The sequence below is a fragment of the Staphylococcus xylosus genome (assembly GCF_002732165.1).
GTDB lineage: Bacteria > Bacillota > Bacilli > Staphylococcales > Staphylococcaceae > Staphylococcus > Staphylococcus xylosus.
Genome location: NZ_MRZO01000001.1, coordinates 69,728 through 86,127, shown reverse-complemented (window position 1 = coordinate 86,127; position 16,400 = coordinate 69,728). Strand labels below are relative to the sequence as shown.

General features: G+C 32.9%; 14 protein-coding genes and 1 riboswitch. Of the genes, 4 read left to right on the top strand and 10 right to left on the bottom strand.

Annotated elements, in window-relative coordinates:
* Window positions 1-18: 18 nt before the first annotated feature.
* Entirely contained in the window at window positions 19-2,433 is a 2,415-nt protein-coding gene (gene leuS, locus BTM19_RS00505) for a leucine--tRNA ligase (RefSeq protein WP_029377007.1), read from the bottom strand.
* A 517-nt stretch (window positions 2,434-2,950) separates the two neighbouring features.
* Window positions 2,951-4,120, bottom strand: coding sequence for an MDR family MFS transporter (locus tag BTM19_RS00500; protein WP_038678744.1), 1,170 nt, complete (start codon window positions 4,118-4,120; stop codon window positions 2,951-2,953).
* Window positions 4,121-4,229: 109 nt separating this feature from the next.
* Here BTM19_RS00500 and mnmL point away from each other — a divergent pair, with 109 nt between their 5' ends.
* Together mnmL and mnmM are read left to right on the top strand one after the other, a co-directional pair.
* Window positions 4,230-5,183, top strand: coding sequence for a tRNA modification radical SAM protein MnmL/YtqA (gene mnmL, locus BTM19_RS00495; protein WP_017722183.1), 954 nt, complete (start codon window positions 4,230-4,232; stop codon window positions 5,181-5,183).
* Window positions 5,180-5,740: a tRNA 5-(aminomethyl)-2-thiouridylate-methyltransferase MnmM gene (gene mnmM, locus BTM19_RS00490; protein ID WP_029377005.1), complete on the top strand. Its 561-nt coding sequence runs from the start codon at window positions 5,180-5,182 to the stop codon at window positions 5,738-5,740. Before mnmL ends, mnmM begins: the two co-directional genes overlap by 4 nt.
* 95 nt (window positions 5,741-5,835) lie before the next feature.
* Here mnmM and BTM19_RS00485 read toward each other — a convergent pair whose 3' ends face one another.
* The 3 genes from BTM19_RS00485 to BTM19_RS00475 all read right to left on the bottom strand — a co-directional run bounded on the left by BTM19_RS00485 (window position 5,836) and on the right by BTM19_RS00475 (window position 8,387).
* Window positions 5,836-6,237 carry a transcriptional regulator, SarA/Rot family gene (locus BTM19_RS00485; RefSeq protein ID WP_029377004.1) on the bottom strand — a complete coding sequence of 134 codons (402 nt, stop codon included), beginning with the start codon at window positions 6,235-6,237 and terminating at the stop codon, window positions 5,836-5,838.
* Window positions 6,238-6,387: 150 nt separating this feature from the next.
* Entirely contained in the window at window positions 6,388-7,344 is a 957-nt protein-coding gene (locus BTM19_RS00480) for an L-lactate dehydrogenase (protein WP_029377003.1), read from the bottom strand.
* A gap of 218 nt (window positions 7,345-7,562) precedes the next feature.
* On the bottom strand, window positions 7,563-8,387 hold the full coding sequence (locus BTM19_RS00475; protein ID WP_029377002.1) for an alpha/beta fold hydrolase: 825 nt from the start codon (window positions 8,385-8,387) through the stop codon (window positions 7,563-7,565).
* A gap of 266 nt (window positions 8,388-8,653) precedes the next feature.
* Here BTM19_RS00475 and BTM19_RS00470 point away from each other — a divergent pair, with 266 nt between their 5' ends.
* Window positions 8,654-9,655 carry a proline dehydrogenase family protein gene (locus BTM19_RS00470; RefSeq protein WP_029377001.1) on the top strand — a complete coding sequence of 334 codons (1,002 nt, stop codon included), beginning with the start codon at window positions 8,654-8,656 and terminating at the stop codon, window positions 9,653-9,655.
* Window positions 9,656-9,852: 197 nt separating this feature from the next.
* Here BTM19_RS00470 and ribH read toward each other — a convergent pair whose 3' ends face one another.
* The 5 genes from ribH to BTM19_RS00445 form a co-directional block, all read right to left on the bottom strand.
* Entirely contained in the window at window positions 9,853-10,311 is a 459-nt protein-coding gene (ribH, locus tag BTM19_RS00465) for a 6,7-dimethyl-8-ribityllumazine synthase (RefSeq protein ID WP_029377000.1), read from the bottom strand.
* Window positions 10,312-10,324: 13 nt separating this feature from the next.
* Window positions 10,325-11,506 carry a bifunctional 3,4-dihydroxy-2-butanone-4-phosphate synthase/GTP cyclohydrolase II gene (locus BTM19_RS00460; RefSeq protein ID WP_029376999.1) on the bottom strand — a complete coding sequence of 394 codons (1,182 nt, stop codon included), beginning with the start codon at window positions 11,504-11,506 and terminating at the stop codon, window positions 10,325-10,327.
* A gap of 10 nt (window positions 11,507-11,516) precedes the next feature.
* The gene (ribE, locus tag BTM19_RS00455) at window positions 11,517-12,149 is read right to left on the bottom strand and encodes a riboflavin synthase (RefSeq protein WP_029376998.1); all 633 of its coding nucleotides are present in this window, start codon (window positions 12,147-12,149) and stop codon (window positions 11,517-11,519) included.
* A gap of 6 nt (window positions 12,150-12,155) precedes the next feature.
* Complete coding sequence (gene ribD / locus BTM19_RS00450; RefSeq protein ID WP_029376997.1) at window positions 12,156-13,199, bottom strand: bifunctional diaminohydroxyphosphoribosylaminopyrimidine deaminase/5-amino-6-(5-phosphoribosylamino)uracil reductase RibD; 1,044 nt, start codon at window positions 13,197-13,199, stop codon at window positions 12,156-12,158.
* Window positions 13,200-13,363: 164 nt separating this feature from the next.
* A riboswitch (FMN riboswitch) is annotated at window positions 13,364-13,497 on the bottom strand.
* A gap of 265 nt (window positions 13,498-13,762) precedes the next feature.
* The gene (locus BTM19_RS00445) at window positions 13,763-15,226 is read right to left on the bottom strand and encodes an FAD/NAD(P)-binding protein (RefSeq protein ID WP_029376996.1); all 1,464 of its coding nucleotides are present in this window, start codon (window positions 15,224-15,226) and stop codon (window positions 13,763-13,765) included.
* Between the two features lie 170 nt (window positions 15,227-15,396).
* Here BTM19_RS00445 and BTM19_RS00440 point away from each other — a divergent pair, with 170 nt between their 5' ends.
* Complete coding sequence (locus BTM19_RS00440; RefSeq protein WP_029376995.1) at window positions 15,397-16,323, top strand: osmoprotectant ABC transporter substrate-binding protein; 927 nt, start codon at window positions 15,397-15,399, stop codon at window positions 16,321-16,323.
* Window positions 16,324-16,400: the final 77 nt, after the last annotated feature.

Here is a 16,400-nt window from a genome sequence, read left to right as displayed (position 1 = left end):
ATTAATTCCTCCAATTAATTATTTAGCTACGATATTAACAAGCTTTTTAGGAACTGCGATAACCTTCTTAATATCTTTACCAGCAATTTCAGATTTAACATTTTCATTGCCTAGAGCGACTTCTTCCATCGCCTCTTTGGAGATATCTTTAGGCATATTAACCTTAGCACGCACTTTTCCATTAACCTGAATTACAATCTCAATTTCATCATCAACTAATAATGATTCATCATAAGACGGCCAAGGTTGATAAGTGATTGTTTCTTCATGTCCTAAACGAGCCCATAATTCTTCTGAAATATGTGGTGCAATTGGTGCCAACATTTTAATAAAGCCTTCAATATAAGGTTTATAAATCTCTTCAGCTTTATAACAATCGTTGATAAATACCATCAATTGACTAATCGCAGTGTTAAAGTTTAAAGAATTATAATCTTCTGTAACTTTTTTCACAGTTTGATGATAACTCTTATCTAATGCTTTACTATTAGTATTTACCACTTTGCTAGAAATTAAATCATTTTCAGTAACTAGTAAACGCCAAATTCTATCTAAGAAACGTCTTGAACCGTCTAAGCCATTTTCACTCCATGCAATCGCCGCATCAAGTGGACCCATGAACATTTCATATAAACGTAATGTATCTGCGCCATGTGATTGAACAATATCATCTGGATTAATTACGTTACCTTTAGACTTGCTCATTTTTTCATTTCCTTCACCTAAAATCATACCTTGGTTATATAATTTTTGGAATGGCTCTTTCGTCGGTACAACGCCTAAATCAAATAATACTTTATGCCAAAATCTAGCATATAATAAATGAAGCACTGCGTGCTCTACTCCACCAATATATAAATCTACTGGTAGCCAATGTTTTAATTTTTCAGGATCGGCAAGCATTTTATCATTATTTGGATCGATATATCTTAAGTAATACCAACAACTACCAGCCCATTGTGGCATTGTATTTGTTTCACGACGACCTTTCATACCTGTAGCTTCATCGACAACATTTACAAATTCATCAATGTTAGCAAGTGGTGATTCTCCAGTTCCTGAAGGCTTAATTTCATCTGTTTCAGGTAGTAACAATGGTAATTCATCTTCTGGAACAGTTGTCATTGAACCATCTTCCCAATGGATAACTGGTATCGGCTCACCCCAGTACCTTTGACGACTAAATAACCAGTCTCTAAGTTTGTAATTTACCTTTCTACTACCAGCATTTTTATTTTCTAATAATTCAACTGCTTTTTCAATTGCAGCTTCATTATATAAGCCATTTAACTCCCCAGAGTTGATATGAGGACCATCGCCTGTAAATGCTTCTTGAGTCATGTCCCCACCTTCAATGACTTCAATTATAGGTAAATCAAAAGCTTTCGCAAACTCATAATCTCGTTGGTCGCCACTTGGAACTGCCATCACGGCACCCGTGCCATAAGTAGACAACACGTAGTCAGCTATCCAAACAGGAACTTCTTCTCCAGACAATGGATTGATTGCGTATGCACCTGTAAATACACCTGATTTTTCTTTGGATAAACCAGTACGTTCTAAGTCAGATTTTTTAGCTGCTTCTTTTTGATAAGCCTCTATAGCTTCACGTTTATCTTCAGTTGTAATTTTATTTACAAGCTCATGTTCTGGGCTTAAAACTAAGAACGATGCACCATAAATTGTATCTGCACGTGTTGTAAAGACTTCTATTTCTTCATTCAAGTTAGCAACTTCAAATGTAACCGACGCACCTTCAGAACGACCAATCCAATTACGTTGCATATCTTTAAGTGATTCTGGCCAGTCTAAGTCATCTAAATCTTCTAATAATCTATCGGCATATTCAGTGATTTTTAATACCCATTGCTTCATAGGTCTTCTATAAACTGGATGGCCACCTCGTTCAGACACGCCATCTACTACTTCTTCATTTGAAAGAACTGTACCTAAAGCGGGGCACCAATTTACTGCCACTTCATCTACATATGCTAATCCTTTATTATAAAGTTGAATAAAAATCCATTGTGTCCATTTGTAATATTCTGGATCTGTTGTATTTACTTCTCTATCCCAATCATAACTAAAACCTAATTCTTTGATTTGACGTTTAAAAGTTTGAATATTTTCTTTAGTAAATTCTCGAGGATCATTACCGGTATCTAGGGCATATTGTTCTGCAGGTAAACCAAATGCATCCCACCCCATCGGGTGTAAGACGTTATAACCTTGCATACGTTTATAACGAGAGATAATGTCTGTTGCTGTATAACCTTCAGGGTGTCCTACATGTAATCCTGCCCCAGAAGGATAAGGGAACATATCTAAAGCGTAAAATTTCTTTTGGCCTAAATTATCGCTTGTTTTAAATGTTTTATATTCTTCCCAGTAATCCTGCCATTTTTTCTCGATTTCATTATGATTGTAATTCACTACTTCTCCTCCTAATTAATAAAAAGACACCTCAAACTATTATTGAATTACATAGGGACGATTTTCACCGCGGTACCACCCAACTTCACATGAACTGTGCACTCATTTTAATAAAATAGTAAGAGATGTCATCATTTATCTATAAGTCCTGGTAAGTTCACTTGTAGTTTAACGCTAGGTTCCACCAACCCTAGCTCTCTGTAGATAAACCTTGAAGCTACTACTCCATATACATTACTAATCATATTTGAAAAATACTTTTATTTCAAGAGTAAAACTAAAGAACTACTTCTTTATATAAATAGCTAGTTTAAAGAAGCACTTATTTAAAGATCCGCTTCTTATACTTGTTTAATTAGTGGCCCATATACATGAACCTTAGCTCAGGTGTTCCACTTTGTAATATTAAATAAACGCACGAAGTCCGAGCCATTTATTTCTGGCTCGACCCTAATTACAATTAATTTTATTTAAAATATCATAATAACAATTAGTAAATTTTATATTATACTTACATTTATATTTCTTTTGATAATTTTTTATCATATATCATTAAAAATATTAGTGCTATCACAAGTAAGAAAATCATACTTAAAAACATAGCCTGCATATTAAACGTATCAACCACTACACCGCCGATTAATGGTCCAAATGCTTTACCTACCGTAGCAGCAGAATTAACATAACCTTGGAATGATCCCTCTTTACCACTTGGCGCAAGTTGGTTAGCAATAGTCGGCACCGCTGGCCATACAAACATTTCACCCAACGTAAGTATAATCATACCTACCATGAATACAGAAAATTGTTCCGCAAAGCTTGTAACAAAGAATGACAGTATAAATATTATTATCCCTACAAGCATTTGATATTTCAAATTACCTTTTAACAACCTAACAACAGGTGAAATCAATGGTTGAGCCACCAAAATCATAATACCATTTACTGTCCACAGTAGACTGTATTGACTCATAGAAACATTTATTTCTTGTGTAAATGATGCAATAGTACTTTCCCATTGAATATATGCTACCCAACATATGCTAAACATGACACACAGCAACGATAACGCTATAAATTGTGGTCGATATGCTTTCGATAACAAACTCATCGCATCATTCGATTTTACTTTCACATCTAATTTAATGTTAAATTGAGTAACTGCAACAATTGCAAAAGCTACATACATCAATAAATTAGCAATAAATATATAATTAAAACTTAACTCTGCGACAAAACCACCTGAAGCAGCACCAATGGCGACACCAAGGTTTTGCGCCAAATAAATCGCATTAAACGTTTGTCGACCACCTTTAGGCCATACCGCACCTGCTAATGCATAAATTGCTGGTATTATCATGCCGCCACCAAATCCCAAAGCTACTAACCACACTGCATACCATGGCCAACCATGATAAAAATTTAGTAACGTTGTACTCATCAAACAGATGACAGTGCCTATCATAATCGTCCTATAACCACCTAATTTATCAAATAAATTACCACCTAATAAATTACCTATGACCATACCAAAAGAGTTAATCATTAACACTAATCCAGCCATCGTCAAACTTTTATCTAATTGTTCATTCATATAAATTGTATTTAACGGCCATAAAAAACTTGAGCCTGTGATATTTAATGCCATACCAATAACTAACCACCATACTGATTTAGGCATATTCATAACAGTAAGCTCCCTTCTAAAATTAAATTTCTCATTTTACTCTAAACACTATATCACTAAAATATGTTAAAATCTTTAACTAGAATGAATTTAGAAAGGAAAATGTTATATGGGACAATTTTTCCCTTACGCATTCGAGAATAAGAGATATCACACATGGAATTATCACTTGAAAAATAAATTTGGACAAAAGATATTCAAAGTTGCAATTGATGGTGGCTTCGATTGTCCAAATAGAGATGGTACTGTCGCACATGGCGGTTGTACATTCTGTTCAGCAGCAGGCAGTGGTGATTTTGCAGGAAATCGTGTGGATCCTATCGAAGTACAATTTAGACAAATTAAAGATAGAATGCATGAAAAGTGGCATGACGGACAATATATCGCATATTTCCAAGCATTCACTAATACTCACGCACCTGTTGAAGTATTACGCGAAAAATATGAAACTGCACTAAAAGAACCAGGCGTTGTTGGTCTATCTATAGGTACACGTCCTGATTGCTTACCAGATGACGTAGTTGAGTATTTAGCAGAACTTAATGAACGTACATATTTATGGGTAGAATTAGGTTTACAAACAATTCATCAAGAAACTTCAGATCTAATTAATCGTGCACATGATATGGAAACTTATTATGAAGGTATAGCTAAATTACGTAAGCATAATATTAATATCTGTACACATATCATTAATGGTTTACCTGGTGAAGATTATAATATGATGATGGAAACAGCTAAAGAAGTAGCACAAATGGATGTACAAGGTATCAAGATTCACTTACTTCATTTACTTAAAGGCACACCAATGGTCAAACAGTATGACAAAGGTATGCTTGAATTTATGTCGCAAGAGGAATATACAAACTTAGTTTGTGACCAATTAGAAATCATTCCAAAAGAAATGATTGTTCACCGCATTACTGGCGATGGTCCGATTGACTTAATGGTTGGCCCAATGTGGAGTGTCAATAAATGGGAAGTATTGAATGAAATTGATAACGAACTAGCACGTAGAGCATCTTATCAAGGTAAATTTTTCGAAAGCACTGTAAAATCATGAAATTAGAACGTATTCTCCCTTTTGCCAAGTCACTTATCAAACAACACACACATGAAGAGAGCACCGTAATCGATGCTACCTGCGGAAATGGAAATGATACGTTATTTCTAGCACAACACGTTACAAGCGGTCATGTGCATGCTTTTGATATACAGGAAGCTGCAATTCTAAATACACAGCAAAAAACGAAAGATTTTGATAATGTAACCCTTCATCATGCCAGTCATTCCGAAGTGAAGAAATATATTCCTACTGAATCACATGGAACGGTAGATGCTGCAATATTTAATTTAGGTTACCTTCCTAAAGGAGATAAATCGGTTGTTACACTACCGAATAGCACTATTGCAGCTATCGAAGCAATATTTGATATTTTATCAGCAGAAGGTATCATTATCTTGGTAATTTATCCAGGCCATGAAGAAGGAAAAATCGAACGCGATGCTGTAATAAATTATTTGAAAAACTTTGATCAAAATAAAGCTCACATTTTACAATATCAATTTATCAATCAGCAAAATGACCCACCATTTATTTGTGCAATCGAAAAAAGATAGTAACAAGACACATCTAGATACAATATGATATATGCAGTACTTATTTTTTATAAAAATAAAGCCACAGTGCTTAGGCACTGTGGCTTTACTATTCCCTATAGATTAATGATAGATTTAAGACTGTTTTGAATACTAGTTGATTTGCCATCAATTTCTTCTTTAAAGAAGTTTAAAAGACTTTCCCGTTGATCTTTTAAATCTTCATTGAAATGTATGATAACTGTACGTTCATCATTCTGCGGTCTTTCTTTAATGATCCAAGTTTTTTCAACTAAATCATTATACGTTCTTGTACGTTTATAAGACTTAATATGAACAAAATCATCCATTTCCTTTAAAGTCATTGAACCTTCTTTCCAAAGTGTAAGAAGAATCAATATTTCTTCTTTTGACATTTTATATTGCTTTTGTACTTTGGCAAAAATATCATCAATTTCTTTTAATACCGATTCCAATTGCAATACGCCATCAACTTTATCAGCAAATGTCTTCCCCATATAATAATCCCCCAATCATAGAATAAAGTTTAAACATGTAAAATTAATTCATAAAAATCACCATTCATTGTGATATAAATTCTTCACTGAATAAATATTAGAATTTTTAATAAAATTAATCTTATATACAGTTTAAATTCAAACTATGAATTATGCAATTAAATGAGATATTTTATTTTGCATTTCTTTCAAAATGTTGACAGAATTGTTGAATAATTTCTCTTCTTCCTCGCTTAAAGGTATTTCAAATACTTTCACTGCCCCTTGTCGATTAATTTTTGTAGGTACACCAACATAGACACCTTTTTGGTCATATTCTCCTTCTAAATAACTAGAAACTGTTAAGACGAGATTTTGATTGTTTAATATAGCTTTTGTAATATGAACCAATCCCATAGCGATACCGTAGTATGTCGCCCCTTTAGCTTGAATAATATCATACGCCGCATCACGCGTATTCACAAAAATTTCTTCAATTCTGTGTTGTCTTTCAGGATCATCTTTAAGTAATTGATATAATGGTTGACCAGCAATATTTGCTTGTGACCAAACTGCCAATTCTGAATCTCCGTGCTCGCCTATAATTTGTCCGTGAACACTTCTATCTGAAACGCCAAATTCTTCTGCTAATTCGTATTTAAATCTTGCAGTATCTAATATCGTTCCAGAACCAATGACTTTTTCTTTTGGTAAACCTGAAACTTCTCTTGTTACATAAGTCAAAACATCTACAGGATTTGTAGCTACAAGGAAAATACCATCAAATCCTGAATTCATAACTTCAGACACTATATTTTTAAATATTTTTGTGTTTTTTTCAATTAAATCTAATCTTGTTTCTCCTGGTTTTTGAGCAGCGCCAGCAGTAATTACAACTATGTCTGCGTTATCACAATCTTTATAGCTACCCGCTTTTATCTTTATAGGTGACCCACCATAAGGTGCAGCGTGGTTCAAATCCATCACGTCACCTTTAACTTTTTCTTCTGCTAAATCAATAATCACTAATTCATCCGCTACCCCTTGAGCAACTAATGCAAATGCATAACTAGAGCCTACAGCGCCATCTCCAATTAAAACTACTTTATTACTTTTAATATATTCCATAATAAGACTCTCCTTACGTATATGAACTTTTATGTGATTTATTTCACAAATTAAATATAACAGGGTCTATAAAAAATTGCAATGTTTTTGTGATTTATTTCACAAATTAAATATTTCTTTATATTTGAAGCTATAAATAAAAAAAGAAACCGTACACCTTAGTACGATTTCTTCTTAGCATATATATGCAGCAAACCTTTAATTAGACTTTTTGATTGTTATGAGACTTCATTTTCATCATGTACTATGAAACCATTATTACTTGAACTATTATTCAAGAAAGCTAAAATATATCTCATGACTTCATCTCTCTCAGGTTCATTATGTATTTCATGGTATAATCCATCCCAAGCCTTGAAATATAATTCTTCAGTAATGATTTTTTCTTTTATTAAATCCATCGCCGTGACATCGGCTACTTTATCTTCTGTGCCATACATTAAAAGTAATGGTAACGATTTTACATCTTTTAAGTGATTTACCGTTTCCTTCATTATCTCAATAATTTGTTTATACCAGTGGTATGTGACTTTTTGTAGCATAAGTTGATCATTATTTGTTTCATCGATTACTTCAGAATTTCTGGTTAAATCTTCAACCGTAATACCAACTTTAAATCTCGTATCTTTGGCAATTTTACCTATATTAGAAATAATCTTATCTTTTCTAGTTTTATTACTTTTTTTAAACTCAAGTAATGGTGAAAGTAACATCAACCCTTCTATAGGTACCTCCACTTTTTCAAGCATGTTTAAAACAATTAAACCACCCAATCCTACGCCCAAGACATAAGTTGGCAATTTATATTCGTTCGCGATTCGAATCCATTCAAGTATATGCTCATGATATACATCAAAATTATCAATTTGCCCTTTGTTTGAACGTGAGGTTTGCCCCTGTCCTGGCAAATCTCCCATAATCACATGATACCCATTACGGCGAAGCATTGTAATTACATATGCGTATCTACCTGTATGTTCAAGCATGTTGTGTGCAATCACCACAATACCTTTGGCTTCATTTTCGGTTTCCCATTTCCACATTTTCCATACTTCCCCTTCTACTTTAAATTCATTAACTGTATTGTATCAAAATATCATGTAGTTTTTCCATTTTAAACATAACAATACAACTCTAAAAATGAGTTTATTTCCTACAACTAAATTTATAACTCTCTTCAATATGGAACTCATGAGTGCATTTAATAATTTAAAGTGTAATATATTTTATTGTAAACGATTTCATTACTATTTGATTCATGCTACACTATTAATGAAACATAGCTATAAGCGGAATAGGAGGAATTAATATGCCAATTGTGAAGAATTTTTTTATCGGATTATCAAATAATCCGCTTTTGAATAAGACTGCCAAGGAGATCGGGCCAATGCTCGGGGCAAATAAAGTAGTTGCAGGTAATACTATTACTGCCTTGGTGGACACAATTGAACGTTTAAATAACAAGGGAATCACTGTTACAGTTGATTGTCTTGGTGAGTTTGTTCTAACTGAAGGTGAAGCAATCCAAGCAAAAGACCAAATCATAGAAGTGATGTATGCAATTTACAATCATAACTTAGATGGTCACATGTCTATTAAATTGAGCCAGCTAGGTTCAGAGTTTGATACAGATCTTGCTTATCGCAATTTACGTGAAATATTATTGAAAGCCAATGAATTTGATAATATGCATATTAATATAGATACTGAAAAGTATGATAGTCTATTCGATATCACCCAAGTTTTAGATCGCTTAAAAGGTGAATTTAAAAATGTAGGTACTGTAATTCAGGCATATTTATATAAAGCTGACGCACTTATTGATAAATATCCAGAATTAAGACTACGCATGGTAAAAGGTGCTTATAAAGAAAGCGATACTATAGCCTATCAAACAAAAGAAGAGATAGATAAAAACTATATTCGTTTGATGGAAAAAAGGCTTTTAAATTCAAAAAATGTAACTTCAATTGCTACACATGATGATGAAATCATCAGACACATGAAACAATTTATTAAAGATAATAATATTGAAAGAAGCCAATACGAATTCCAAATGTTATATGGGTTCCGTACAGATTTAGCAGAAAAAATTGCTGGTGAAGGTAATAATTTCTGCATCTACGTACCTTATGGAGATGATTGGTTTAGTTACTTTATGCGTAGGCTAGCAGAGAGACCACAAAATTTAAACTTAATGTTTAAAGAATTTATGAAACCAGATATTCTTAAGAAAGTCGGTATAGTTAGTGGTGCTATAGCATCATTTGCACTCGCAACAACATTTTTATACCGTATTTTTAAGAAATAAAAAATAACGGGTATGTAACACCAAATTTAATAAATTGATATTACATACCCGCTTTGCCACTGTTGGCTAGATTGCTATATAACTTAATACAAGTAATTTAGTTTTCTAGTCATCATGCAATGTTCATATATTTCACTTTTTAAGCGTATAATTTAATTACTATTAACCGCAATCCTCGTTTAAATGCTTGAGGATTTTTATATTTCTTTTAATAAATTTGCCATTTCAATGGCACTAACAGCTGCTTCCGAACCTTTATTACCAGCTTTAGTACCAGCTCTTTCAACAGCTTGTTCGATATTTTCAGTTGTTAAAATTCCAAAAATCACCGGTGTATCAGTCACATCATTTGCTTTAGAAATACCTTTGGCTACTTCGTTACATACATAATCGTAATGTGAAGTCGAACCTCTAATCACACAACCTAGCGTGATAACAGCATCGTAATCACTTTTTTCAGCTAATTTTTTAGCCACTAAAGGAATTTCAAATGCACCAGGTACATAAGCAACATCGATGTTTTCTTCTGGCACCTCATGTCTAATTAAAGTATCTTTCGCTCCATCTAATAAACGATTTGTTATAAAATCATTAAACCTACTTACTACTATAGCAACTTTTAAATCAGAACCTATTAATTTACCTTCAAAATTCATTCTAATTTCCTCCTTATATTAAGTGACCCATTTTTTCTTTTTTTGTATCCATATAATCTTGATTATATTTATTAGTTGGTACGACAAGTTCAATACGTTTAGTAATATCAATACCATAGTTCTCTAAGCTTTCAAATTTCTTAGGATTATTACTCAATAAATTAACACTTTCAACACCAAAGTATTTTAAAATTCGAGCAGCATTTTCATAATTTCTTAAGTCTTCTTCAAAGCCCAAAGCAATATTTGCTGTTACAGTATCATAACCTTGTTCAATCAGTTCATATGCTTTTAATTTATTGATTAATCCAATACCTCTACCTTCTTGAGGTAAATATAAAATAATTCCACCGTGTTCATTTATATATTTCATTGACGCTTCTAGTTGCTCACCACAATCACATCTTTGACTATGGAATATATCTCCTGTTAAACATGCTGAGTGTATACGTACATTTTCAGTTTGCTTAATATCGCCATTGACGATAGCCACTATTTCTTCGTCGCTATCAGAAGTTGTAAAACCGTACATATCGAATACGCCATACTCCGTTGGCATTTTAACCTTTGCTTTTGCTTCTAATTTGGAAATAGCCGACTTACGGTATTTTTCTAAATCTTCTATCGAAATCATTACTAAACCATGAGTTTCTTTAAACATTTCTAAAGACTCACCTTTTGCCATAGTACCATCATCATTCATAATTTCACAAATTAATGCGGCAGGTTTAGCGCCTGTTAATTTAGCTAAATCGACTGATGCTTCGGTATGTCCACGTCTTGTCAACACACCATTATCTTGTGCTATTAATGGAAATAAGTGACCTGGTTTATTAAAATCAGCCGCACTTACACGATCATCTATTAAAGCTCTTGCTGTCAACATTCTCTCATCAGCACTTATACCTGTAGTTGTATCGACATGGTCAATGCTAACTGTGAATTGTGTGCCATAAACATCAGAATTATTACTAACCATTGGGTTTAAATCCAATTTTTTAGCTATATCACTACTGATAGGTGCACAAATCAACCCTCTACCATATGTGGCCATAAAGTTAACAGTATCATTATGCATCCATTCTGTTACAGCTACTAAGTCGCCTTCATTTTCTCTATTTTCATCATCTACAACGATAATACTGTCACCGTTTTTTAAGGCTGTTAAAGCTTTGTCTATACTATCTAATTGCATATTACCCCTCCTAAAATCCAAATGCTCTAAGTTTCTCTGGGCTCAATTCCGATTCGTTAGAATTGATTATCCGTTCAACATATTTGAATAGCATATCAGTTTCTATATGGACTGGATCGCCAACACGTTTCTGATTTAAAATAGTTGATTTTCTTGTTTCTGGTATAAGGTGAATATCAAACTCAGCTTCTTTTAGTTGGAAAATAGTTAAACTCACACCATCTACTGTAATTGACCCTTGACTAACCATTTGTTTTATCAGTTTAGTTGTTGGTTTAATAGTAACGATTTTAGAGTTGTCAGATGCTTGTATGCGTGTGATTTTAGCAACTTCATCTACATGACCTAAAACAAAGTGACCACCAAAACGTCCTTGACCACTCATTGCTCTTTCTAAATTCACTTCAGCAGATTGAGTTAATTGGTTTAAATAAGTTTTATTTTCTGTACCTTTAATAACTTGAACTGAAAAACTTTGATGATCAAATTCCACCACCGTTAAACATGCGCCGTTAACACTGATTGAATCCCCGATATGCATATCTGATAAAATCGTTCGGCACTCAATCTTTAAGTTAACTACAGACTGTTGCGTGGATACTTTCTTTATTGTTCCTATTTCTTCAACAATTCCTGTAAACATGGACGATCACTTCTTTCGTAACTCTAGTTTAATATTTTGCTCAAGCATTTGTGAATTTACAATTTCAAACTGTGGTACTTCTGATAGATTAAAAATGCTTTCACTTTGGAAAAATTGATAATTACCAGAACCACCTATTATTTTCGGGGCATAATATAAGATTAGTTCGTTCGTAAATTTAGATTGTAGAAATTCAGAAGTTACTGTGGGCCCTGCCTCAACTAGTACACTTCCAATTCCCCTTTGATATAAATCTTTTAATATATTTTTAATTGAACAATCAGTTAATTCTATGATTTCAACATGTTCAATATTTGTTTTTAAATTTTTGTTTTGAGTATAAATCCATATTGGTTCATTTCTTAATTGAAAAATATCTAAATTAAAATCAATTTCACCAGTTTTAGATAAAATGACTTTTATAGGATGCTTACCTTCTTCAATACGTGTAGTATATTGTGGGTTATCTGCATATATCGTTCCTCTACCAGTCAAGACAGCATCATGTTTATGACGTAGATGAAACACATCATTTTTCACGGCTTTATTAGTAATCCATTTACTTTCGCCTTTGTCAGTGGCTTGTTTGCCATCAAGACTACATGAAACTTTAACTGTAACTTCTGGAATGGATTCGTTCTTAGCCATAAAGAAATCTCTGTATAATGATTCTGCATCTGATTGAGGGCGGAATATCACTTCGATGCCTGCCTGTTCTAATATATCATCGCCTTCAGAAGGTAATGTTGTGTCTTTAACCGCATAGACAACCTTTTTAATACCCGCTTCAATGATTTTATTTACACATGGTGGTGTTGAACCATAATGCGTACATGGTTCAAGCGAAATATATATAGTTCCGCCTCTAGCATTGTCTTGAGCCATATCTAAAGCTTGTACTTCAGCATGCTTGCCACCTTTTTGTAAATGGGCTCCCATGCCAACAATGCGCCCATCATTTACTACTACAGATCCAACTGGTGGGTTCAAACCCGTTTGGCCTTCTACCATTTTTGCTAATTGAATAGCGTAATTCAAATAATGACTCATTTTATCACCTCTAAAAAATAAAAAAACACCTGAACTTAACATTTCAGGTGTGGGATATATATCGATATAACATTTTTAGCAATCGTAAAATATACACTTATACATATTCAAATAAAAGTGTATGCTAAATAAACACTTAAAAAGTGCTATTTTCAAGTTATACTTCATTCTTTCTCCCATCCAGACTTTACTGTCGGCTCTAGAATTTCACTAGATCAGCCACATTTGATTCAACAAATGCAGGTCGCAGGCTTAATTTACTGCCGGTTGGGAATTTCACCCTGCCCCGAAAGAATATTTATGAAATTGTATTCGATGATTGAGTCAGGTAACTTTGAATAAGTTACAAAATAATGGTACTACACTTTTGACAAAATGACAATTCTTATTATCTAAGTCGGCTTTGTTTTTTTGATATTTCATTACATTTTTTTAACTTAAAGCACAAACAAATTAGTTAATACCCACTGACGACTATTAAATTATGAATAGTCGTCACAGATAACTCACAACTTATTCAGTTAATTTGTCGTTGTGTAATTCATCTATAAATTATAAATATCTTATTTTGTACTTAATAGATGGTCAACCACATTAACAGCTTGTTTTACAATCATCATAACGCCATTACGTGATTGATTAATTCCATTTGTTAATTGGCCGAGCGCATACATATGTTTCAGCGTTCCATAGCGAGGACTTATAATTTGATTAGTTTCAGCAACAATTTGAATTCCACCAAGTGGATGCGCTTGTACAACCTGTCTGTTCTCGAGATTTAATACGAGTTGGTCATCACCATCTAAATCTGCAAGTTGTGTCTTTGATCCAGTAGCATTAATTACAATATCAAACTGTTCTACTGACGCATCTTTATATTTAAAGTTGAACTTATTATTATTATATCGAACATCTTCTAATTCACTTTTGATTTTAATCGTGCCATGGTTAATGTGATCAATCAATAATCGTGCTGTTTGAGGCGGCATCGGGTTTGAATTTTCTTTTAATATAGGCTGATAATTAGTTAAAAATCGTTTTTGGTCCTCTCTACTTAAACTATTCCAAATCCAATTTAAATTTTCTTTCGTTAATTCAAGTATACTTTGTAATTTCCCTAATTCATCAGCATGTTCTAGGTCATAAGTTAAATCCTTAATTGGATCATCTTGACTACGATGCACTAACGTTTCGACATCAATATTATGCAATGCACAATCTTTCAAGAATAATTTTATTACTTCATCCAGAGGTACATTCCCAAAATGCTTGCGCTTTATCTCGTTAAATTTTTCTGGAGTTATATATTTAAAATCGATATCAGGCATCTCACCTCTTACACTTGGCAATCGCCCTTTTCGACTAGCAACAGTTATTGGTAGTTTAGGGTGATGCGAAGTTACATAGCGAATAACATCTAAACTTGCTAATCCCGTACCAATAATAGCAATTTCGTCGGAATCCTGTACATCATCTAATGTATTATAAGTCGGATATGGCGTTTTAATATAACCACGTATCCCCTTCAAACCATATGGATCATGATATGATAGAGTACCAATAGTTAAGAATACGACGTCATACTTTTTACATTTTTCTATTTCTTTAGAAGTACAAACACAATATGTCACTTTGGTCTTCCCTATTTCTGACTCTATAAATACTTCATTAACCTCTTCTTTGATTATATTTATGTTGCCGTACTTATGATTAAATTTCTGTAAATAATCTTTCATATAATGTCCAAATATAAATCTTGGCAAGTATTCCGGGTTTGAAAATTTAAATGTAGATTGCTTTTCATACCATTCATAAAACTCTCTATGGTTATCTAAATTCAAAGACATCTGTGCTGCCGGTAAATTTATTAGTAATTCTGCACTGTCATTTTGAAAAGGGACACCTTGCCCCATATTTATAGGATTATCATATACATCAATATTCATTTTAGAAAAAGAATCACTTTTCACTAATTCTTTTAAAAGCGTGACACCTGCAGTGCCCATTCCAATGATGGCAATTCTCATAGTACACTTCCTTACTAAGATTATTTATGGCTATTATACCAGTCCTTTAATGTATATTACACATTAATGGTCTGCTACTATTTTTTAAGCAGTATTATAATGTTTTGCTAAGTGTGTTAATCTTAATATATTCTAATAATAGTTTTTTAATACATATAAGGAGTTCAACAATGAAACATTTAAAAAGATTTTTATTTTTCATTTTAACAAGTACCTTTTTACTAGCTAGTTGCGATTTGCCAGGTTTAGGTGGTGGCCAATCAAAAAACACTGTTAAAATATCAGCTTTAGCTACTAGTGAATCACAAATTATGGCCTATATGTTAAAAGAACTTATTGAGCATGATACAAATGGCGAAACATCCGGCACTATAATTAACAATTTAGGGTCTGCAACTATACAGCACAATGCATTAATGAATGGTGATGCTGATATATCAAGCACGCGGTATACTGGCACAGACTTAGTTGGTGTACTTGAACAAGAACCTATTACAGATACAAATAAAGCAATGACGATTACTAAAAAATTATTTAACCAAAAGTTTAATCAAACATTTTTTAATTCTTATGGCTTTGAAAACACATTCGCATTTATGGTCACAAAAGAAACCGCAAAAAAATATAATTTACAAACTGTCTCTGATTTAAAAAAAATTAAAGATAAAGTCAATGTAGGAACAGATACTACTTGGATCAAACGTGGTGGAGATGGGTACGCCCCTTTCCAAAAACACTATGGATTCGGTTTCAATTCACTTAAACCTATGCAAATTGGTCTTGTATATGATGCGTTAAAAAATAATAAATTAGATGTGGCATTAGGTTATACCACAGATGGAAGAATAGCTGCATATGATTTAGTTGTATTAAAAGATGACCAAAATTTCTTTCCACCTTATGATGCAAGTGCAGTTGCTCCAAATAAGTTACTCAAAGAGCATCCACAAATCAAAAAGTCAATATCGAAACTTGATGATAAAATCAACACAGAACAAATGCAAAAATTAAATTATGAAGCTGATGGGAATGGAAAAGAACCAGCAGTTGTAGCTGAAACATTCTTAAAAAAACATAATTATTTTGATGAAAAATAGTTCAATATCAAAACGTTTTTTAGTCTCAATTAATTAAAAAACCTTAAGTAGGAAGTGACACTATGAAATTCATTTTA

Excerpts from the sequence above, each read along its gene's own strand:
- ribE (WP_029376998.1), bottom strand. The coding sequence starts at position 12,149 with ATGTTTACAGGAATTGTTGAAGAAATAGGAACAATAAAGAAAGTATCC.
- BTM19_RS00445 (WP_029376996.1), bottom strand. The coding sequence starts at position 15,226 with ATGAGAATTGCCATCATTGGAATGGGCACTGCAGGTGTCACGCTTTTA.
- ribD (WP_029376997.1), bottom strand. The coding sequence starts at position 13,199 with ATGAGTCATTATTTGAATTACGCTATTCAATTAGCAAAAATGGTAGAA.
- BTM19_RS00440 (WP_029376995.1), top strand. The coding sequence starts at position 15,397 with ATGAAACATTTAAAAAGATTTTTATTTTTCATTTTAACAAGTACCTTT.
- BTM19_RS00475 (WP_029377002.1), bottom strand. The coding sequence starts at position 8,387 with ATGTGGAAATGGGAAACCGAAAATGAAGCCAAAGGTATTGTGGTGATT.
- BTM19_RS00480 (WP_029377003.1), bottom strand. The coding sequence starts at position 7,344 with ATGGAATATATTAAAAGTAATAAAGTAGTTTTAATTGGAGATGGCGCT.
- mnmM (WP_029377005.1), top strand. The coding sequence starts at position 5,180 with ATGAAATTAGAACGTATTCTCCCTTTTGCCAAGTCACTTATCAAACAA.
- BTM19_RS00485 (WP_029377004.1), bottom strand. The coding sequence starts at position 6,237 with ATGGGGAAGACATTTGCTGATAAAGTTGATGGCGTATTGCAATTGGAA.
- BTM19_RS00460 (WP_029376999.1), bottom strand. The coding sequence starts at position 11,506 with ATGCAATTAGATAGTATAGACAAAGCTTTAACAGCCTTAAAAAACGGT.
- BTM19_RS00470 (WP_029377001.1), top strand. The coding sequence starts at position 8,654 with ATGCCAATTGTGAAGAATTTTTTTATCGGATTATCAAATAATCCGCTT.
- mnmL (WP_017722183.1), top strand. The coding sequence starts at position 4,230 with ATGGGACAATTTTTCCCTTACGCATTCGAGAATAAGAGATATCACACA.
- ribH (WP_029377000.1), bottom strand. The coding sequence starts at position 10,311 with ATGAATTTTGAAGGTAAATTAATAGGTTCTGATTTAAAAGTTGCTATA.
- BTM19_RS00500 (WP_038678744.1), bottom strand. The coding sequence starts at position 4,120 with ATGAATATGCCTAAATCAGTATGGTGGTTAGTTATTGGTATGGCATTA.